An 18,965-nucleotide genomic window follows, 5' to 3' on the forward strand; every position below is an offset into this window, starting at 1 on the left:
TCTAAAATGGCTATAGCTCGGTTGTAAATTCCATAAACTTCTCCACCTGTTTCAACGGTTAAATAATTAGGTGTACTCAACTTCTGTATCGGTAAATCTTCCTGGGAACGTTTGAGCAAATTATCCTACTTTGGATTCAAAATTACACCCCCTTAACAGGGGTAAGGGCGACAAATTAAGGTTAATGAATCCTATGTCTACAGTCGCCCTACATCAAAAATATCGACCCCAGACAATAGCCGAATTAGTTGGACAGCCCTACATCAAAACTGCTCTGACTAATGCTGTCAAATACCTGCAAATTGCACCAGCTTATTTGTTTACAGGTTCTAGAGGCACAGGTAAAACTTCAACTGCTCGGATATTTGCTAAATCCCTTAATTGCCTCAACACTAAAAAACCATCTGACCAACCTTGTGGTATTTGTCAATCCTGCCGTTCAATTGAAACCAGTAATAGCCTAGATGTCAGTGAAATTGATGCTGCTTCTAATAATGGTGTAGATGATGCCCGTGCTTTAATTGAGCGGAGTACCTTAGCACCTGTTGCAGGACGTTATCGAATTTTTATTCTCGATGAGTGCCATTGTCTAACTGGTAACGCCTTCAATGCTTTACTTAAGTGTATTGAAGAACCGCCACCTCATGTAGTATTCATTCTCTGCACAACAGAACTGCACAAGGTTTTACCTACCATTGTCAGCCGTTGTCAGGTGTTTAATTTCCGCACTTTGTCTATTCAGGCAATTGTGCAGCACCTCCATATTGTAGCAGATGCAGAATCTATCTCTATTGATGATGAGGCACTAACAGCGATCGCACGACTCAGCGATGGTGGATTGCGGGATGCACTGCAATTATTGGGTCAAGTGAGTCTTTTAGATGAAAATATCACTGCCAATCATGTCATGGAAATCGCTGGTGGTGTGACAGAAACAGAATTAATGTCAATTTTACAGGCAATATCTACGAACAACACCTTTAACTTGCTGCAAGTAGCAAGAGTTTTAGTAGATTCTGGTAAAACGCCCAAATTGATTCTCTCTAATTTACTGCAAACATACCGAGATTTACTGATTATCAAGTCTGCACCCAAAGAGCAATCCCTGCTAACTGGTTGTGTTAGCTATGCTCAACTCAAGGTTTTAGCAAATCACTGGAATTTCGAGACGCTTAACTTGTCTCTAGCAGAGTTACAAAAAGCAGAAAACTATCTTCGGTACACAGTAAATGCTGCTGTGTGGCTAGAAGTTTGCTTACTGAACCTGATACCCAGTTTATTGCCTGTCAGTGCAACCAAGACGCTAACTGCTAAACCTGTAAATGACGGCAAGTTGCTACCAACGCTTGGAGTATACACCACAAACAAGGTGACAGCTAAAACTGTCGATGGCAAAGGGCATGATGACAAATTGTTACCAACAGTTGCAGCCCAGACTACTAACCTGGCTCAAATTTGGCTTTCTGTGATGGATATAGCTAAACCTAGTAATCAAAAGCTGTTGGCTCATGCAAATCTCGTTAAATTGCAAGGTGACAAGGCAATTTTAGAGGTTACACCAGCTTACCTGAATAAGTTTGAGAGTAGTAAAGAGGCGATCGCTAAAATGCTGCAACGAGCGACCCAAAGTCAACAACCAATAACTGTGTTAATTAAAGCCAACAAGAGCAGTAACGGGAGGGTAAAAGCATGATTGTCTTGCTGACAGGTGATGACCAACACGCCATCCAGGAACAGCTAAACCAATACAAAGCAGAGATTGATGCCGAATGGCTCACACTTTGCTATCACCGATTTCCAGCTGATGACCTTGACCGAGCCATCAGCGTAGCTCGCACTCGTTCCCTGACTGGTGGTAAAAAACTGGTGATTGTGGAAAATTGCCACCTCAAGCAGTGGAGTGATACTGAGTTAGAAACTTTGCAGCAGCTTGTTCAAGTGCCTGAATTCACAATTCTGGTGTTTGTCGCCACCAATGTAGATAAGCGCCTGAAGATTTACAAACATATTGTCAAGTATGCCAAGTTGTTTGAGTTTCTATTGATACCACCTTGGCGTGCTGATTTAATTGAGAAGGCGATCGCGACTCAGGCTAAAAAAATCAAGTTGGTGCTGTCAAAAGATACAGTGGAATATCTAGCAGAAGCAATTGGTAACGACATGACCCGTGCAGCCACTGAGTTACGCAAACTGTATATCTATGGTAAGGGCAGACAACTAGAGTTTGCAGAAATAAAAGAATTAGTACCATGTCAAACTCAGAATAGCCTACAACTGGCATCTGCTATTCGCCAAGGAGAAAGCAATCAAGTTTTGCACCTGCTAGATGATTTACTGTCACGCTCGGAACCATTAATGGTGATTATTGCTACTCTCCTAACGCAGTTTAGAACTTGGCTGTGGGTTAAGTCTGCAATTGTTTCTGGGGTTAAGAAAGATAGTGAATTAGCTCAACTGTGCAGTATCAGCAATCCTAATCGCATTTACTATTTGCGTCAGGAGGTAGCAAATACAAGCATCAATGCTTTAGCTAAGGCAGTAACTATGATGCTGGATTTGGAGATGTCTATTAAGAGGGGTGCTGAAAGTAAGGATTTACTGCTAATAATTCTTAGTGTTAGCAGGTTATTTAAGTTAACTTAATCAACATAAAGTTGACTGAGAGTTTTGGATTTTGGATTGTATATTTGATTTCAGTCTAAAATCCAAATTCACTAATAATGATACTAGTATCTGACAAAACTTTCACAAGTTATGCTTACCCTTATCTCGCCTTAGACAACTTCAGTGCTATTAACAAACCAATTTTCAACCATTAAATTATTAAAAAACTCAAAATCAGAAACATTATTAGTTACCAGTATTAAATTATTACAGTAAGCAATACTCGCAATTTGACCATCTACAAAAGCAGGAGTTTTACCAATCTTGGATAATCTAGCCCTTTCTTGGGCGTGCCATTGTGCTGCCTTTAAATCGTAATCAAGCACTGGTAAATTTAATACCGATTCATGAATATAATTCCAAAGAGACTCTCGCCGCTTAGATTCTGGCAACCGCAAACAGCCATGTAAAAGTTCATGAACAACAACACTAGAAACGACAACTTCTGATTTATGAATATCTAGTTTGTGCAAAACATTGGCATTAGGAATAGGACGTGCTGGCTCTGAGAGAATATTGGTATCCAGTAAGTATTTTAAGCTCATAGATCAATTTCTCTTCCCACACTACGATCTCGTAAGTCAGCGAAATCATCATCAGTAAAGATAATCCCCTCGCTTTGGATTACGCTTCTAAATTTTTGTAATCCCTGCCAAAAATTATCCCCTCTAGATTCCTCCTTTTTTTGACGGAGAAACTCAAACAAATAGTCCCGTTCTTCTGTGGGTAAACTTTCAATAGAATTAATAATTTCTTGTAAATTCATCATAGAACCTCCTAATCAAGTAAACCCTACCTTTGCTAACTCTATTTTAATCTTTAAATCCAAAGCCTCAGCCTCTTACATTTAGCCAATTTCCGCAAAAATATGATACAGTATCGGGCGCAGTGGGGGCAAATGTTTCTGGAAGGCAGAAGCAGCGATTAGCGTAGGCGTAGCCCGCCGCAGGCATCGCTAGATGATTTACTGTCACGCTCGGAACCATTAATGGTAATTGCTGCTACTCTCCTAACGCAGTTTATAACTTGGCTGTAGGTTAAGTCTGCGATGTCTGCGACGGGCTACGCCTACATTTTTGGGGTTAAGAAAGATAGTGAATTAGCTCAACTGTCCAGTATCAGTAATCCTAATCGCATTTACTACTTGCGTCAGGAGGTAGCAAATACAAGTATTAACGCTTTAGCCAAAGTAGTGATTATGGTGCTGGATTTAGAGATGTCTATCAAGAAAGGTGTTGATAGTGCAACCTCTTCAAGTAATCGAGCGTCAGGTAAAAATTTACTGCCAACAATTCTCAGTATTAGTAGAATCTTTTAGTATTGAGTATAATTTATGTTAATAAATGCTTCCATCAAATTGGATGGAAGCGTATTAGCAAATTTCAAAGAATAAACTAGATACGAAAGGTAATCACTCATGTCTGACGATTCCCATCCTAATTCTGCTGTCAACGCTGCTGCTACAACCAACATTCACCACGCTAATTTACAGGATTTACCTTTAAGTGCGGCGCGTAGATTATATAAAGGTGGGATTCGACCTGGTGAACCGACAAGAACCAGGGTGCAAGCCCAAGAAATGTTAGAGAAGATTCCCCCATCTCAACGCGCAGGTGTTGACGGCAAATCTGCGGCTAGTAATGCCGAACAATATCTATCTGATAAACACGCTAGTCATATCAAACCCCACAGCAAAGGAGGGTCTAATAACCCCAACAATATCAAATGGGAGAATGCCAAAGACAACATCACTCGTGGTGATAAGACCATGAGTTGGCAGGAACAAATGAGACTGAATGCCAAATTGCAGTTTGACAATCTCGCAGGTGCTGTTAAAGCAGGTTTTCAAGCTGCACCTTTGGGGGCTGCTGTTGGTGCAGTAACAGCCGCACCTTTTTCGCTTCTAACTAATGCACTGCGTGTAGTCCGAGGCGAAATTTCTGCACAAGAAGCGACTACAGCAACATTAAAAGATACCGTCATGGGTGGTGCAGTTGGGGGTGCAACGGCATTTGCAACTACAGCAGTAGTAGCAGCTTGTCCACCAATTGCGATCGCATTAACTGCATTAACTACAGTAGCACCTGCATTAGCTGTTGTTGGTGCTGCGGGTATGGTTTACGAGTTTTTCAAAATCCTTGATGACCATAAACAGGATGTAAGAGTATATTTCGAGTCTTTAACTCAGCAAGAACTAGCGAATTTGCAAGCAATTGAAAATGAACTGATTTATGAACATCAGAAAAATCTAGAATTTTTGTCCGAAGCAGAAGCCATTAATCAAGAAATTACAAATCGTCCAATTGCACCGGGGATAGAAGGGGCTATGCAACGGTTACGTGAATCAGTGGCTATTGCTCAATCTTTAGGACTCACATCAGCAGATAGTAAGTTGTTACCTAATTCTCAACTTCCTTGCCTTCCTCCTCATTCCTAGATAATTAGTCAAAAATTATATGATTTTTATAATTCCTCTTCTATTCGGTGCTTTAGGGGCGGCGGTTGGTGCTGTTGCAGGTGCTTTTACTGCTCATGCTACTGGCGAAAAGGACAGACAAGCAGCCAAGCATCATAGACAAGTTGCAAATGAATTAACGGACAAATACACCAATTTAGAGAAAAAATATTATGAATTTGCTGATGAAAGCAAAAGGCAGATTAATGATTTAACTCGTCAACACGCATTAAATGAAGTAGAAAAAGACTGTTTGCGTTTGGCATTGCGATTACAACAAAATCTCATTTCCTTAATGTGGGAGATTGATAGAGAATCAACAGCAGATGCTTTAAATAGATTTCAAACAGCAGTGGAACAAACTAACCAAGTTCTCTACCAATTAAAAGAGGAGTTAATTATTGTTCCTAATGATTACTATGCAAATCTTTTAACAGCAATAGCAGCAACTAAAAAAATCAACACTGTAAAATCCAACGATGTTGGCAGTAAAACTGTTCTCAGTGTTGATTTAGGCAGAACTTCCACAAAAACTTGTGTGAGTCGTGAACGCGGTAGTGTTGTGTTTGTACCTGCCAACGTTAAGCAAATGTCAATAGAACAGGTACGTGGTGGTGTTTTTGAAGTTCGTGCTATTGATCCTTTAATGAATTTGTGGCTGGAATATCAAGGCAATGGATATGCTGTAGGTCAACTGGCAGCAGATTTTGGAGCGAATCTAGGAATCGGACAATCTAAGGTAGAAGCTGCACTGGTAAAAGTGTTAGCAAGTGCTAGCTACTTTAAACTCAGAGACGATATCTCAGTTGTACTGGGTCTGCCTTTTCTTTCCTTAGAGCAATTTGAAAACGAAAAAGCATACTTGATTAGTCAAGTAGGCGGGCCTCATGTGTTGAACTTCCGAGGCGAATCTGTGTCGCTGAACGTCAGTAACGTATGGGTAATGCCAGAGGGCTATGGCAGCCTGTTGTGGTCTGAAGCTCAACCAAAGAAAAGTCCTAGCAGTCCCGATTTTACAAAAATATCGCTGGCGATCGTCGATATTGGACATCAAACCGTGGATTTGTTGATGGTGGATAATTTCCGATTTATTAAATATCTTTCTAAGAGTGAAGACTTTGGTATGAACAAGTTCTATGAATTGGTGTCCGCCGAAATTGAGGGAGCAGATAGTCAATCTCTAGCTCTGATTTCCGCTGTGAACAAACCCAGAGGTGAACGCTATTACCGTCCTAAAAGCGCAAGCAAACCCACTAACTTAGACGATTTTCTTCCTAACCTCACGGAGATGTTTTCTCGTGAAATCTGTAGCCGTGTGCTAGCCTGGTTGCCAGAACGTGTCAGAGATGTAATTTTCACTGGTGGCGGTAGTGAATTCTTTTGGGACGATGTTCAACGTCTGTTCAAGGAAGCTAGAATTAATGCCTATTTAGCTGCACCTTCTCGTCAAGCTAATGCTTTAGGACAGTACATTTACGGAGAGGCTCAATTACGGAAAGGCTCAATTATACGCTGATCGCGTTTTTTGATAGAGGCTTTAAAGTATCCTCATTAGTGTTAGATTACGAACTAAGTAAACCTTGTACTGCTTCTAACTTTATGACTTTTTCAAACCGATATGATTATAATCCCATTCAGTGGAAAGAACAAATTCTTGAAGATGCACCTGAATGGCTACGTTTAGATTACATCAACCGATTGTTAAATGGACTTACTTATGTAGATCGTGACTCTAGACCTGAATTTCAAACTCGTGATCTTATTCCTCTTGGAATTAAAGATTTACATGAAAAACTTTGTATTTTAACTCATGATGACACAGAACCAATCTACAACGATTCTTGGTATTGTTGGGAACACCTATGTTCACATCTTCGGACGTGTCAATGGAATCATTTTTATGATTTTATTGAACTTGTAGGAAAAGAAATAAAACAGCTAGAACAAAACTCTTACTACAAATCTAAAGATGAATGGATTAATATTTTTGGTTTTGAAGTTTATCGACAGAATTTAAATAATTTTTTTGCAGAACATCAAGTTGGTTGGAATCTTAATGAAGAAAGCAAATTAATACGTTTTGTACCTCAAGTTCTTACCAATAACATTGAGCAAGTTCAATTAGATTTAAAAAATACTTTTGAACCAGCAATAGCACATTATAAAAAAGCATATTTTTTTCTGACTCGGTATCCTTTTGATTCCGAAAACTCAATCAAGGAAATTGTCTCAGCAATTGAAAGTATTGTTAGACAAATTCACCCGAAAGAAAACACTTTAGGAAATGGAATAAAAAAAATGAACAAAGACGAAAGATGGTCTAAACAATTTCTAGACATAATGCAGAAAGTTTACGACTATGCCAATAGTGAACCTGGTGTAAGACATGGTGGAACTATTAGCCCTAATGTACAGAGAATAGATGCTGATTTTTGTTTTCATGCAGGAACTTCCATTATCAAATACTTGAGTGAATACTATTTATGTGAGATAAATATTGATATAGTTCTTAATAATTTAATAGAAGAAGTGCCTCCAATCGAGTAATAAGGTTGGGTGTCTACCAATGCTCTAGGGGATTGCAAAAAATAAATTATCCAAAGATTGTAGGGTGGTTTATGGTTTGTTACAGACTATCTTGCTGACACACCCTACAAATTGGAGATTTTTTATTTGCAATTCCCTAACTCTTGGAAATCCAGGTTTTTCTTCAAGAGTTACAGAACAGAAGGTGATACTGTTCAACCTCATTAATCCATTTAGGTTGTTGCTTCTAAATTATTTTCCACATTGAGCAACAATAGAGAAAAATGCCAGAAAACCCCAGTATGTTAGAAAAACGTTTTTATTTAGCTTGCATTCACCATTTTCATCTAACTCGTATTCATACCAATTGTCTTTTCTGCGTATTTTGAATCGCTCAAATAAATTACTTCTAAGACCGTCTGGCTCCCACTCATACCAATAAGGGAGATGTCCTCTTTTGGCACTATGTCTAAAATCTGGTTTAGAAACAATAATTCTTTCTGTTGGTTCTATAATGCTTAGTTCTTTCCAACCAACTTCAGCGAGAAATCTGTACAAAACATTTGGATTTCCTGCTTCAATATCGTTTTGTATACCTCCTGATTCTATATAAATTTCTTTTTGGACACTGAAACCAAAATGACCACCACTATGATTTACCCAAAGGTGGTCAATTTTACAAAACTCACAATCTGACGGGTTTTCAGTAGGTAGGATTTTTATTAAATCAGATGCAAAAAAACCTTCAATTCGATGATTTTGATTTATTATTTGATTAATCAATTTATTAGTTTCTTTATTAGCTTTTTCCCATTCTTTTCGTTTTAGCAGATATTCGAGTTTAGAATGTTTTATTAAAAAAGGGTTACTTGTATTTGAATTTTGCATATTTTCTTTGAAATCATAACAATCTTAATATTACTATTTTAAGTATAACCTGATAAATTAATTAAAAATTGAACACTACTTTTGGGTAAAAATATTACTTTTTGGGATTTACTACTACTCCCCCATTGGGGGATTTTTTAGGGCAATGAGCGAAAAATACCGCCATGAACACGCCCAATTACAGTTTATTACTTCAGAGCTTTTGGACACCACTTCGTACACCCATTACAGAAAATTCCAACTCAAATAACCATCCTACTGAACCTACAGATATTGCTGAATTTCTAGGTGAAGATTTACTCTGGCAACAGACTATCCCTGCCAAAGAACCTAATCTGAAAAATATCCCTAATGACCTGCCAAATAAATTAATTAAAGCACTTCAATCATTAGGAATCACCCAACTTTACTCTCACCAACTTCAAGCCTTACAAGCAATTAGACAAGGTAAAAGTTTAATCCTCACCTCTCCCACAGCCAGTGGCAAAACTCTCAGCACATACCCCGCCATTCTGGAAGGTTGCATAAATGAAGAACATCGAGCATTAGCATTTTATGGACTGCGAGCTTTAGCGCTAGACCAGTTCCACAAAATCTCTGAACTACTCTCTACCATACCAACACAATCCAGACCTATACTGGCAATGATCACTGGAGATGTCAAATCAGAAAAACGAGAACAAATCCTCAAGAGTGAACCGCATATTTTAGGTGTCACACCAGAATTAATCCACTTTCAACTCAAGCAAGCCTGGAAATCCGCGCATTGGGCAAACTTTTATCAGCGATTACGCTATATACTGCTTGATGAAGCTCACACCCTCTCAGGCAGCTATGGCGCAAATATGTCCTGGCTGATTCGTCGCATTAAACTAGCAGTAGATCATTACGGTGGTGACTCCAAGAAACTGCAATTTATCTTCCTGAGTGCCACTTGTGGTAATCCTAAACAACTGGCTCTGAAAATCTCTGGCTTAAAACCAACTAAACTCAACCCCAAACCCCTAATTTGGATTCGTAAAAGTGGAGCAGCTTCACCATCTAGACAAATAATTGTCACTCAGCCCAGTTACAATCTGACTGGTGATACCGCTCGAATAATTCAATTTTTGCTCAATCAAGGTAAATCAGGTATCGCCTTTTGTAACTCCCGTCGCAGCGTGCGGGAACTAACAGAATTACTCAAATCAAACCAAGTAGCCGCATTCTACAGTGGCATAACTTCTAAGCGTCGCGCAGAAGTAGTTGACCAACTCCAGTCTGGCACGCTCAAGTGGATTATTGCCACAGAAGCATTAGAAGCTGGAATTGACCTACCAGAATTAGAATGTTGCATTTTGCGTGGCTGGCCTGGTTCCAAAATGGCATACCAGCAACGCAGTGGCCGCGCCGGACGTTCTCAGTCTGGACTGACAGTGCTGCTTCCCAATGCTTTCAATCCCATTGACTGCTATGTAGCAGAACATCCAGAAATGCTGGTATCGGGTGAAACTGAGGAAGTGTTCTTTAATGACGAATATCCCATTTTTGCTGCTAAACATTTGATGTGTGCAGCCGCAGAAACTGGTATTCCTACTAATAAAATCAAGCACTACTTTGGCACAGCAGCTTACGAGGTAGCAAAACTCCTGTTAGCCCAAGGGCATCTAAATAAAGGTCGTAATGGACTGTGGGCAAAAGGCTATCCCCATAAAGATGTTAACTTTCGGGGTGGCTTATCCCAAACTACCATCAAGCTAGTAGATGCAGAATCTGGGGAAGAACTAGAGGAAATCTCAGAAGATATTGCTCACCGGGAAGTCCATCCCCAAGCCATCTACAAACGACAAGATGCCAATGGACGAATGCTGACTTATCAGTGCATCTCCCTTGACTTGAACAGCAAGCAAGCAATATTAAAACAGACAGCAGATAGCTCACTGTTTACAGTTGCAGTTACAGAATCAGAAACCAGTAGCCTAACAGTGCTGACAGATGCGGTGAAGTTACCATTGCTGTTTTCTCAAGTCAGTGATGTTGATGACTGTCAGGAATACTTAACTCTGGAACTTAGTTTTGGTGAGGTTAAGCACATTACCAGTGGTTACAGTTTAATGACCCAAATCTATGAGCAGACTTGTTTGAACAAGCGGTGTCTTAACTACAAAGAGCTGCTACCTAAAGAACATCGTTGTCCACTTTGTAGCAAACTCACACGCAAAGCTGTAATTGTGAAAACCCTGTCAGAAGAAAAATTTGAGCAGCCTTTCCGTACTCAATTTTCAGCACCAATGGTCAAAGTAGCAATTAACTCAAGTGCGCGGGAATACCTCCAGCACAATGCCTTGGAAACTAGAACCAATTTAACCCGCAGTGGAGAACCTATTCCACCAGGCTATCAACAGTTGTGGGAATATTCCAGTACCTTGATTGCTATCCACAGCTTTGGGCATCAAATTATGAGAGCGTTACAGCTGGTGGCTAGAGTTGACCCAAAACAGGTGAATTTTACAGTAGTGAAGGAGTTAGGGGAAAATAACAATTACACAGGCTATTTCTATGATACCAGTGATGGCGGTAATGGTGCGGCTGAAGCTGTGTTTAAACATCTGCCAAAACTTGCTGGTGCTGCTAAAGCGATCGCACAGGATTGTAACTGCGATACTGGCTGTGCCAAGTGTATAATTCAACATGGTTGCCCTGATGGTAACACTGGTTTATTGAAGCAGATGGGATTACTGTTGTTAGATGCGATCGCCTCCACCGGGGCGTAGCCCTACACCTGATGTTTGACAAGAGCATCGTCGTAGACATCGCTCAAATTCCTGATTTTATTGTTCCAGATACTCAATCACTGCCTCCAAGTCTGCGATCGCTCGATTAAATCGATTGAGCATTGCTTCTGCTACTTCTGGTTGGGCGTTGACAGTCGGTAGTTTTTCCCTTACTACACCTTTGAGCGCTTCTAGCCACAGCGACAAATTTGTATGTCGAACTGCTGTCAACAATCCCATGTTGGTAAGAACAGACAAATGAAATCCAAGTTGGTCTTGTCCACCGTAACCCAAATATCCGTTACTCAGTTCTAGTTTTTCTGGAGTAAACTCAAAATACTGGTCAGAGGTAATACCAGATCCTTCGAGTTTGGGTTGTGGTAATGGAGGTTGGGATTGAGTCATTATCAATTAGGATTGTTGTACAGCAGGTAATTTTGACATTTGCAAAACACTGTCTGACCAAATGCCAAGTTCTTGAATAATCTGGTTTTTAGCATCTGTGTCATTCCAAGCTTGTTCCCAGTTAAACAGCCAGCGTGTGAGAAACCTTCCTAAGTTTGCTAACTCAAAAGCATTGTCAATATCTATATCTGGGGCTATCCACTCAAGGAAATACATAGTTTCTCTAATCAGGCTTTTGACCACATCCTCATGCGTAGAGTCACTGAAAAGTTGACTTATCCGTGCTAAATTAGTTGCCAATTTTCCCAATCTAACAGGAATACTATCTTGCACAAAGGTTTCTTGCTCATAAGTTAAGCCACTATTCATCCCAGAAACTCCATAAGAATTTGGGACACAATTTGTTTAATCCTAACGTCCATAATTTTCATTGAACGATTAATGTTTTAATAAGATATGCGTTAGCCTTACTCCGCAGGAGTTGCAAGCTACGCGGAGCGTCTCCAGGATTTGGCTTTGGCGTACCCTTCCTTACAGGGAAGCAAGGGGAGCAACGCGAAAAAGTGAGATCAGGGTTTAATTCTCAGTTACATAGCTAGATTCTCAATAAAACAGGTATTTCGCTGCGATCGCACTATTAAACAGGTCATTTATACCCCTAATTTTTAGCACCTCACCAAATCGCGTTGCTCCCGGAAGCAAGAAGCAAGCTACGTGTAGCGTCTCTAAGAGTTGCCATCGCTTGCAGCTTAATTTTACAGGTATCTAGAATTAGCGCGATGTCTACAACGGGCGTAGCTGAAGCACTCCCACACTTGAGCAGTCCGCTTTACCCAGTCTATGAGGTGCGATGCCGAGTAGCCCGCCGCAGGCATCGCTATAATAAAACCAGTATCACTGAGGTAAAACTCACAATGTCCATTACACTTGATCTGCCACCGAAAGTTGAGGCACTGCTGCGACAGCGTGCTGAAAGTACTGGACAAGATATTTCGCAAATGGCGCTAGCGGTGCTGACTTTAGGACTGAGTTTGGACGATCAAGATTTTTTTGAGGCTTTAAAGGGAATCCAACGTGGGCTTGATGATTTTGAGCAAGGACAATTTTCGAGTTTAGAGGACTTCATTGCTGAACAAAATCAGAAATATGGATTGTCTCTTGAAGCATGACGTACCGCATTGATTTCTCTAGCATTGCGAAAGCCGAAGCGGATGCCGCATTCTTAAGTTTTTCTCAGTTTACCACAGATGAACGCGCCCAACTCTGGTATCAAGGGCTGATTAAAACAATCGCCTCTCTGCAAGAAATGCCTCGGCGCTGTCCGATCTCTCGTGAGGATGCCTTCTTTAGCCAAGAAATTCGCGACTCTTCTTTACGGGCAAGGGAAGCAAACCTATCGCATTCTATTTACGGTTCTTGAAGACCAGCCTATTCCCACGGTGAGAATTCTCCATATTCGTCATACAGCACAGAAGACAATCGGTGATCCCGAAGTAGAGGATTGATGGAAATGATCAATGCGGCAATGATAGCAATTCTCAAACGAAGGATGCGTAGGCGTAGCCCGTCGTAGACATCGCTAGTTGTTGCCGAAAAGTGGGAGAGCGATGTCTAAGACGGGCTATTCGGCGATCGCACTTTATTTAAGCTAATGAATCTGGAGCTTCTGTGAATGGAATTCGTGTCATTGTTTCGTGCTTTTATGCGATCGCTCTTGCTGAATTTTACAGGTATCTAGAATCAGGGCGATAGCGAACTATCTCCATCCCATACTTCCTAAAATCTACAAAATCTCATCAATCAGTACTGTACCACCGTCACAAAAGTCTATGCCGAGATGACAATCTTCAAGCAGGGCAGTTCCAATCAATGGACGACGACCTATTCCTAGAACTATAACCTCACGCTCTAGACCATTCCACACAACTGTTACACGATAAGCAAAGGCTGCAATACTGGAATCATCGGCAAGGTTGGCATCAATTCGAGCCACATAGGGGAGTTGAAGCTCATTAACGACCGCAATTGGCAGGGTCAGAAAGCCTTCAAAACCTGTATCTACAACAAATTCAATTTCTACATCTGAACGTCCTGGAGGACGAAGTATTACACTCATTCGAGCTTGTAGCCCGACCACAGTACCGTGTATCACTTACTACTCTGTCCTCATTAATGTCCCACCAATGGTATAGACAGCATTAAACCCAATCCGTCCCGCCCAAATTGGCGCATCCGATTGTTTAGCTTGTAATCGACGACTCGTTATTAACAAATCATCCCCAATTTCATAGTCACCGGTTTCAACATTAATTGAAATAATTTTGCCAATATTTTCTGCTGTCTCAATTTGAGTACGGAGATTTTCATAATGTTTTTTGCCCCGTCGAGTAATTTCTTCGCCGCTAAGTTTAGGGTAAACCATAGCCATTCTCCGCATTCCGGCGCTAATTATTTGTTATGGATATTCTAAACTAGAATACCCAATTCAAGCGATCGCCCAACCACGGTTGATCTGTCTACTCAATCTTTATCTATGGAAGATGGGCGATCGCAATTCTCAAACGAAGGATGCTCCCGCTAGCTGTTGCCGAAAAGTGAGAGAGCGATGTCTACGACGGGCTATTCGGCGATCGCACTATGTTTGAGAATTGTGGATGTTGGGTAACATACGTCAGGGCAACCTACGGCGAGAGGCGATCGCTCCGAGAATGATCATCATAGGTGTTTCTTGTTCTGTATTGGCAGGTAATTAAAGCGAAACTGTTGGGGTAGGCTGATTTTGATTGGGGGAACTGGGGTTAAGGATAGGGATACAGCGCTTCCGGCTATTATGCAATACAGTTTTTCTCCTTGCCCTCTCCTATCAAAGCTTTTAGATTTGAGGATGTACCTCATAGCTGCCGTAAGTGCTGTATTATGTCCTTGATTGACAGCTAGTTCTTGTATCTTGGCTGTACGTATAATTAATTTGCAGCTTACCGCTGCATGGGAGAGATGTTATATTCTCTCCACCATGCCAGTAATTAATCTTGCCGATATTCAACAAATTACTAAAACACAGCAACAAGTCCTATTACCCAGTCAAAAATTTCATCCAAATCGCTCTGCCTTTGACTCTATAGTTGCAGATAACTTTTCTTTGGTGATGAGACAACTATTTTTAGGACTGACTGTAGAACCTTTATTAAATGCCTATCCTCAAATTGCTCAGTGGGTTGATCAAATAGAGGAACTTGCACCGGAAATTTTTAAATCTCGCAAGAAGTTATTAGTCGATAATCCAGTTATTGCACCTCTTGCAATTAATGACGATAAACACTTTATTCAAGTATTAACAAATCTAGCATTTAAACAAGGTATTCCCAGGCTTTATGAATGGGCTATACGTCATCCACATTTAAGCTGGCAAGACCGGGTAAAGTTGTGGACTACGGCTAGACAATACTCAGTTAATCCTAGCCAAATACAACTCGTAGTTTTAGCATTACATCCTGTTAAACCAGCCCAAAGATTAAATGTATGCTGGAATAAAAAGGATCAGATGCAGACGGAAAAATGGTTAATTAAACTACTGACTAAACCTCAAGATGAAAAATCACAATCAAACATAGTCATTCCTGAGTTATCGTCAATGGTCAATTTAGAAGCTATTCCAGAAGTCAAGATTTAAGAGGCTAATGCCTCTGCCATTGGCAAATGCTTATTAAAGATAACACCAATGGTACTTAAATCAACTTTTGAACATGGATGGCTATTACCAAAACTACTGAAATTAGATGATGAATATCAAGGTAGGTGGGAGCAATGGCGATGGACAATGGAAACTGGAGAACTACCTAAAGAAATACCACAAACTGACTTTTTAGACTTAGGACATCCTCAAGTTTTACAGATGCTCTCAAGCTGTCTGCAATCTATTTCTACAGGTGGATGTGGCAGTTCTTCCAGATTTATTCCCTATTTCACTGATTGGTTACTTTATGCACTAGGGCATCCCAGCATTGCTAAATTGCCTCATGAGCCAGAGGGATGTAACGGTGCGAGTAATCGTCTTATTCAAGAACTGGAACTGAAGCTTTTGATTTCTTGTCCCTTCGATTACTTCGGTCATTTGTTGGCTGCTAATCGTTACGGGCAATCGAGAGCTAAATTCTATCCTACTCCTACTTGGACAGCCAGGACAATGGCTATTGCAGCAGTTGAAAGTTCTGCTGCAATAGCACCATTTCATATATATGAACCAGCACTTGGTACAGGAAGATTAGCATTGGAAATGTCCAATTATGCCATCAGTTTAACAGGCTGGGAGTGGGATTCATTACTAATAAAAATAGCAAGTTTAAACTTCATGCTTTATGCTCCATACTTGGCATTGCCTATTCCTAGTTTGGGTGGAGATTTAGTCATCGGAGACACCCTGACTGGCAAGGGTATTTCTTTTATCCGACCAAATTTAAAGTATGAAACTTCCGCATCAACACGTCAAACGAAGCTAAATAATAGGTTACTAATTAATGGTATTAAATACGAAAACACTAAAGCAGAAAATATGTTACAAGGAAGTTTGTTTTGATGAAAACTAAAATTACTGAGTGGCAACAACTATTTCAAAATTGTGTCAGTAATCCTCCTCTGCCAATTTCCTTGCCCACTATAGCCATTGCCAATCCTCCCTATTGCAAAATTAATCTCGCTTCCGATTCAGAACTAGCCCGATTTGAGATGGCTTATAAATGGATACAACACGGAGATAGAAGCTACGTTATTACATCCAAGTTGAAAACCCAAGCAGAACAAGAGTGCTTATTTGTAGAACAGTGTTTAAATCAATTGCAACCTGGTGAAATAGTCTGTATCTTGGTATCTAATGGAATTCTGTCTTCATCTAACCAAGCACACTTTCGCCAATGGCTATTAGAAGACATGGCTTTACTAATTGCTTCCATTCAGTTACCTACAGAAAACTTTCAGGTAGAATGTGGATTGGGAATTATCACCAGCTTTTTGATTCTTCAGCGCAAAGGTGGAGATTTACCAGTACCAGAAGACTACTCAATCTTTATGGCAGTTGCGGATAAAATTGGTTTTGATAGTCGAGGTCGTCGTCTGTTTCGTCCAATTACAAATGGGCAACAAACCCAAGAAATTGATAGTGATTTACCGCTAATTATGGAAGAATTTAAAAAGTTTATGACACAGGTTTTGCGAAATCATGTTTACCTAAAGTAATTCAGGACTTATATCAAGCCAGGTACGTAGCAGGCACTCGTTAAGCATGAAATAAAGCACTTCCCCTGTCTCGCTCTGCGATCTTAATGATAAGTCTTTCACCGAACATGATATTACAGGGGAATTACAGGAGTGCCTCGCTCCGCGAGGAGCTTTGCTAACAATATTGTGTCAAAATTTAATGCAATCCTGGTGTTTGATAAACTCGTGCTGGGAAATTTTCTAAAACATCAGTTTCACTGCTACTAGACTCCTGTGCAGGTGCTACATCTTCTTCTGGTAATGGCAGCATCCGCGCTGCTGACTCAATCCGTTCATGTAATGCTTGTGTTAACGTTTTAATATCTGGAATTGTCACCTGACTTTCTAAAGCAGGTTTAACTTGTGTGTCCCAAAGAGCCTCACTATCATGCGCCCGTTTTTCATCGGCTTTGGACACGGGAATAATTAAAGGATAGGGAATAGAAGCTTGTCCCTCGGAACTGTAACCAGGACTGGTAATTACGCACTTGCCTTGAGGAAATTTCAAAATTTCGTCAGCACTGATTACAGGCATTTTTTGCAAATTCTCACTCCAGCTAATTGAACGGCTCATTTGTCCGCCAAGCGATCGCCCTGTGGTACGATTTTTAATCAGCACTTCCTTCTCACCGTAACGCTTTGAGTAATCCTCAGCCGTTTTGTAATTACCAGGATTAAACAAAACATGAGTACTACAAGCTGATGCGATCGCACTCCCCATCTTATCTCCATAAATATCGTAAAGTTGCTCTAAACTTTGGATACCCAGAATAAAGCAGGCACCGTTGGAACGATATTCATTAATCCACTGTGGTAATCTGTCTAGCTTAATTGATGGTAATTCATCCAAAGAAATAATCAACGGGTCTTTGCGGGGACGGCTCAAATTACCAACAATCATCAAGTGCATTGCAGCTGCCAGCAGAGGCCCAACCACACTGCGGCGTTCATCATCTAGCTTGAACACCACCATCTCTCTACCTTCAAGCTTAGTGGGAATATCCGATTTCCCTATAAATGCCCTCAGCAAATCAGCTTGGATGAAAGATGAGAAAGTACCTGCTGCTGTGGTCAAAATCCCAGAAATAGTCTTCTCTGCATCCTTGGCACTCAAAAATTGAATAAATGAAGTCGCCACCCATTCATCCAACCTTTTGGACTGTACCGCATGGTCAAGACGCTGTACCAGTTTTGGCAACCGCAGCACCGCATAAAGCATCGCCATATCTGGGTAAGGTGAACCCTTGACTAACTGTAAAAGTGCCTTAGCTAACAAGTCCCCGGCTTTAGCAAAAAACTCATCACTTTTACCACCACTGGAAGCATTGCGGTTAATCACTTGTCCAATTTCTCCTGCCATTACCCCATCGCGTGCATCACGCATATAATCTAAAGAATTAATAACACCGCTAAAGGGTTCACCGGGGGCAAATACTCGTACTTTATAGCCATAACGGGCTGCTAAGGGTGCATGAAGTCTTAGTTGGTCGCCCTTCTTGTCGTAGAGTAAAATCGGGAAACCCTGCTGCATCGCACTTTCTAACATCCGGTCTATGGTAGAGTAGGTTTTACCAGACCCAGGCGCACCTATTACCAGTGTTCCCCTTTCGGCATTGGGAAACCAAACTGTAGGTGCAGCACCAAGCATAGTTTGTATGTTAGCCAGCAACCCCCGCCATTTACCTTTTACCCAATAGCGAGGAGTTCCAGACCACAGGGTAACTTTATTGTGTTTACACTCCTTGATTTGCTTGAGTGCTAGGTTAGTTGCTGCTAGTTTCTCGCTGATACCGGAGACTTTACCAGTGGTGATTTTTCCTTTACCAGTACCACTGATTTGCAACAACAGTATAACGAACAGTATTCCACCTACCATCATCCAACCTTGGGGATTGTTATACTGTTGAAACAACTTGCCAAAGTCAATGCTAGCCAGAGGTGTTTGAAAGGATGACACTTCAATTAATGTCGAGTTAGCAGTGATCTGGTTGTGTGGTAGATTTTTCTGGTAAATGTTCATAGCA

The 18,965-nt window shown here is 40.7% G+C and carries 20 protein-coding genes; 12 read left to right on the forward strand and 8 right to left on the reverse strand.

Translation table 11 applies throughout. From position 1 onward, the window contains the following. The first annotated feature begins 193 nt into the window (after positions 1-193). Both dnaX and holA read left to right on the forward strand, forming a co-directional pair. Positions 194-1,693, forward strand: a complete 1,500-nt coding sequence (gene dnaX / locus ACYTXL_RS11895; protein WP_461924923.1) for a DNA polymerase III subunit gamma/tau — start codon at positions 194-196, stop codon at positions 1,691-1,693. Then, positions 1,690-2,643 carry a DNA polymerase III subunit delta gene (gene holA / locus ACYTXL_RS11900; protein WP_461924924.1) on the forward strand — a complete coding sequence of 318 codons (954 nt, stop codon included), beginning with the start codon at positions 1,690-1,692 and terminating at the stop codon, positions 2,641-2,643. Before dnaX ends, holA begins: the two co-directional genes overlap by 4 nt. 131 nt (positions 2,644-2,774) lie before the next feature. Here holA and ACYTXL_RS11905 read toward each other — a convergent pair whose 3' ends face one another. Further along, positions 2,775-3,209 carry a PIN domain-containing protein gene (locus tag ACYTXL_RS11905; protein ID WP_461924925.1) on the reverse strand — a complete coding sequence of 145 codons (435 nt, stop codon included), beginning with the start codon at positions 3,207-3,209 and terminating at the stop codon, positions 2,775-2,777. Next, entirely contained in the window at positions 3,206-3,433 is a 228-nt protein-coding gene (locus tag ACYTXL_RS11910; protein WP_442946723.1) for a hypothetical protein, read from the reverse strand. Before ACYTXL_RS11910 ends, ACYTXL_RS11905 begins: the two co-directional genes overlap by 4 nt. A 279-nt stretch (positions 3,434-3,712) precedes the next feature. Between ACYTXL_RS11910 and ACYTXL_RS11915 the strand changes: the two genes are divergently transcribed. From ACYTXL_RS11915 to ACYTXL_RS11930, 4 genes are all read left to right on the forward strand, one after another. Continuing rightward, complete coding sequence (locus tag ACYTXL_RS11915) at positions 3,713-3,982, forward strand: hypothetical protein (RefSeq protein WP_258169895.1); 270 nt, start codon at positions 3,713-3,715, stop codon at positions 3,980-3,982. Positions 3,983-4,081: 99 nt separating this feature from the next. After that, a complete protein-coding gene (locus tag ACYTXL_RS11920) occupies positions 4,082-5,101 on the forward strand; it encodes a hypothetical protein (RefSeq protein WP_461924926.1) in 1,020 nt (339 codons plus the stop codon). A 457-nt stretch (positions 5,102-5,558) separates the two neighbouring features. Further along, positions 5,559-6,635, forward strand: coding sequence for a filament morphology actin-like protein FcmB (fcmB, locus tag ACYTXL_RS11925; RefSeq protein ID WP_461925031.1), 1,077 nt, complete (start codon positions 5,559-5,561; stop codon positions 6,633-6,635). A gap of 83 nt (positions 6,636-6,718) precedes the next feature. Next, entirely contained in the window at positions 6,719-7,666 is a 948-nt protein-coding gene (locus tag ACYTXL_RS11930; protein ID WP_461924927.1) for an AbiJ-NTD4 domain-containing protein, read from the forward strand. Between the two features lie 231 nt (positions 7,667-7,897). Here ACYTXL_RS11930 and ACYTXL_RS11935 read toward each other — a convergent pair whose 3' ends face one another. Beyond that, on the reverse strand, positions 7,898-8,533 hold the full coding sequence (locus tag ACYTXL_RS11935; RefSeq protein ID WP_461924928.1) for a GUN4 domain-containing protein: 636 nt from the start codon (positions 8,531-8,533) through the stop codon (positions 7,898-7,900). Positions 8,534-8,697: 164 nt separating this feature from the next. Here ACYTXL_RS11935 and ACYTXL_RS11940 point away from each other — a divergent pair, with 164 nt between their 5' ends. After that, a complete protein-coding gene (locus ACYTXL_RS11940) occupies positions 8,698-11,286 on the forward strand; it encodes a DEAD/DEAH box helicase (RefSeq protein ID WP_461924929.1) in 2,589 nt (862 codons plus the stop codon). Positions 11,287-11,343: 57 nt separating this feature from the next. Here the strand turns inward: ACYTXL_RS11940 and ACYTXL_RS11945 are convergent, their stop codons facing one another. Together ACYTXL_RS11945 and ACYTXL_RS11950 are read right to left on the reverse strand one after the other, a co-directional pair. Continuing rightward, on the reverse strand, positions 11,344-11,691 hold the full coding sequence (locus ACYTXL_RS11945) for a hypothetical protein (RefSeq protein ID WP_375471106.1): 348 nt from the start codon (positions 11,689-11,691) through the stop codon (positions 11,344-11,346). A 6-nt stretch (positions 11,692-11,697) separates the two neighbouring features. Continuing rightward, positions 11,698-12,060 carry a hypothetical protein gene (locus tag ACYTXL_RS11950; protein ID WP_461924930.1) on the reverse strand — a complete coding sequence of 121 codons (363 nt, stop codon included), beginning with the start codon at positions 12,058-12,060 and terminating at the stop codon, positions 11,698-11,700. Between the two features lie 410 nt (positions 12,061-12,470). On the opposite strand from ACYTXL_RS11950, the gene ACYTXL_RS11955 reads away from it, so the two are divergent. Continuing rightward, positions 12,471-12,860 carry a hypothetical protein gene (locus tag ACYTXL_RS11955; protein WP_461924931.1) on the forward strand — a complete coding sequence of 130 codons (390 nt, stop codon included), beginning with the start codon at positions 12,471-12,473 and terminating at the stop codon, positions 12,858-12,860. After that, on the forward strand, positions 12,857-13,111 hold the full coding sequence (locus tag ACYTXL_RS11960) for a hypothetical protein (protein ID WP_461924932.1): 255 nt from the start codon (positions 12,857-12,859) through the stop codon (positions 13,109-13,111). The genes ACYTXL_RS11955 and ACYTXL_RS11960 overlap by 4 nt, the downstream gene beginning before the upstream one ends. A 363-nt stretch (positions 13,112-13,474) precedes the next feature. Here the strand turns inward: ACYTXL_RS11960 and ACYTXL_RS11965 are convergent, their stop codons facing one another. Next, positions 13,475-13,843, reverse strand: coding sequence for a clan AA aspartic protease (locus ACYTXL_RS11965; RefSeq protein ID WP_461924933.1), 369 nt, complete (start codon positions 13,841-13,843; stop codon positions 13,475-13,477). 3 nt (positions 13,844-13,846) lie between these two features. Continuing rightward, complete coding sequence (locus ACYTXL_RS11970; RefSeq protein WP_461925032.1) at positions 13,847-14,113, reverse strand: hypothetical protein; 267 nt, start codon at positions 14,111-14,113, stop codon at positions 13,847-13,849. Between the two features lie 591 nt (positions 14,114-14,704). On the opposite strand from ACYTXL_RS11970, the gene ACYTXL_RS11975 reads away from it, so the two are divergent. The 3 genes from ACYTXL_RS11975 to ACYTXL_RS11985 are packed head-to-tail and all read left to right on the forward strand — an operon-like array spanning position 14,705 to position 16,920. Continuing rightward, a complete protein-coding gene (locus ACYTXL_RS11975) occupies positions 14,705-15,361 on the forward strand; it encodes a hypothetical protein (RefSeq protein ID WP_461924934.1) in 657 nt (218 codons plus the stop codon). A 48-nt stretch (positions 15,362-15,409) separates the two neighbouring features. Continuing rightward, positions 15,410-16,264 (forward strand): hypothetical protein, encoded by an 855-nt coding sequence (locus ACYTXL_RS11980; RefSeq protein WP_461924935.1) that lies wholly within the window; start codon positions 15,410-15,412, stop codon positions 16,262-16,264. Then, positions 16,264-16,920 (forward strand): N-6 DNA methylase, encoded by a 657-nt coding sequence (locus ACYTXL_RS11985; RefSeq protein ID WP_461924936.1) that lies wholly within the window; start codon positions 16,264-16,266, stop codon positions 16,918-16,920. The genes ACYTXL_RS11980 and ACYTXL_RS11985 overlap by 1 nt, the downstream gene beginning before the upstream one ends. A gap of 178 nt (positions 16,921-17,098) precedes the next feature. On the opposite strand, the gene ACYTXL_RS11990 is transcribed toward ACYTXL_RS11985, so the two are convergent. Further along, on the reverse strand, positions 17,099-18,961 hold the full coding sequence (locus ACYTXL_RS11990) for a type IV secretory system conjugative DNA transfer family protein (RefSeq protein WP_461924937.1): 1,863 nt from the start codon (positions 18,959-18,961) through the stop codon (positions 17,099-17,101). Between the last annotated feature and the right edge of the window lie 4 nt (positions 18,962-18,965).

It is taken from the genome of Nostoc sp., assembly GCF_054880495.1.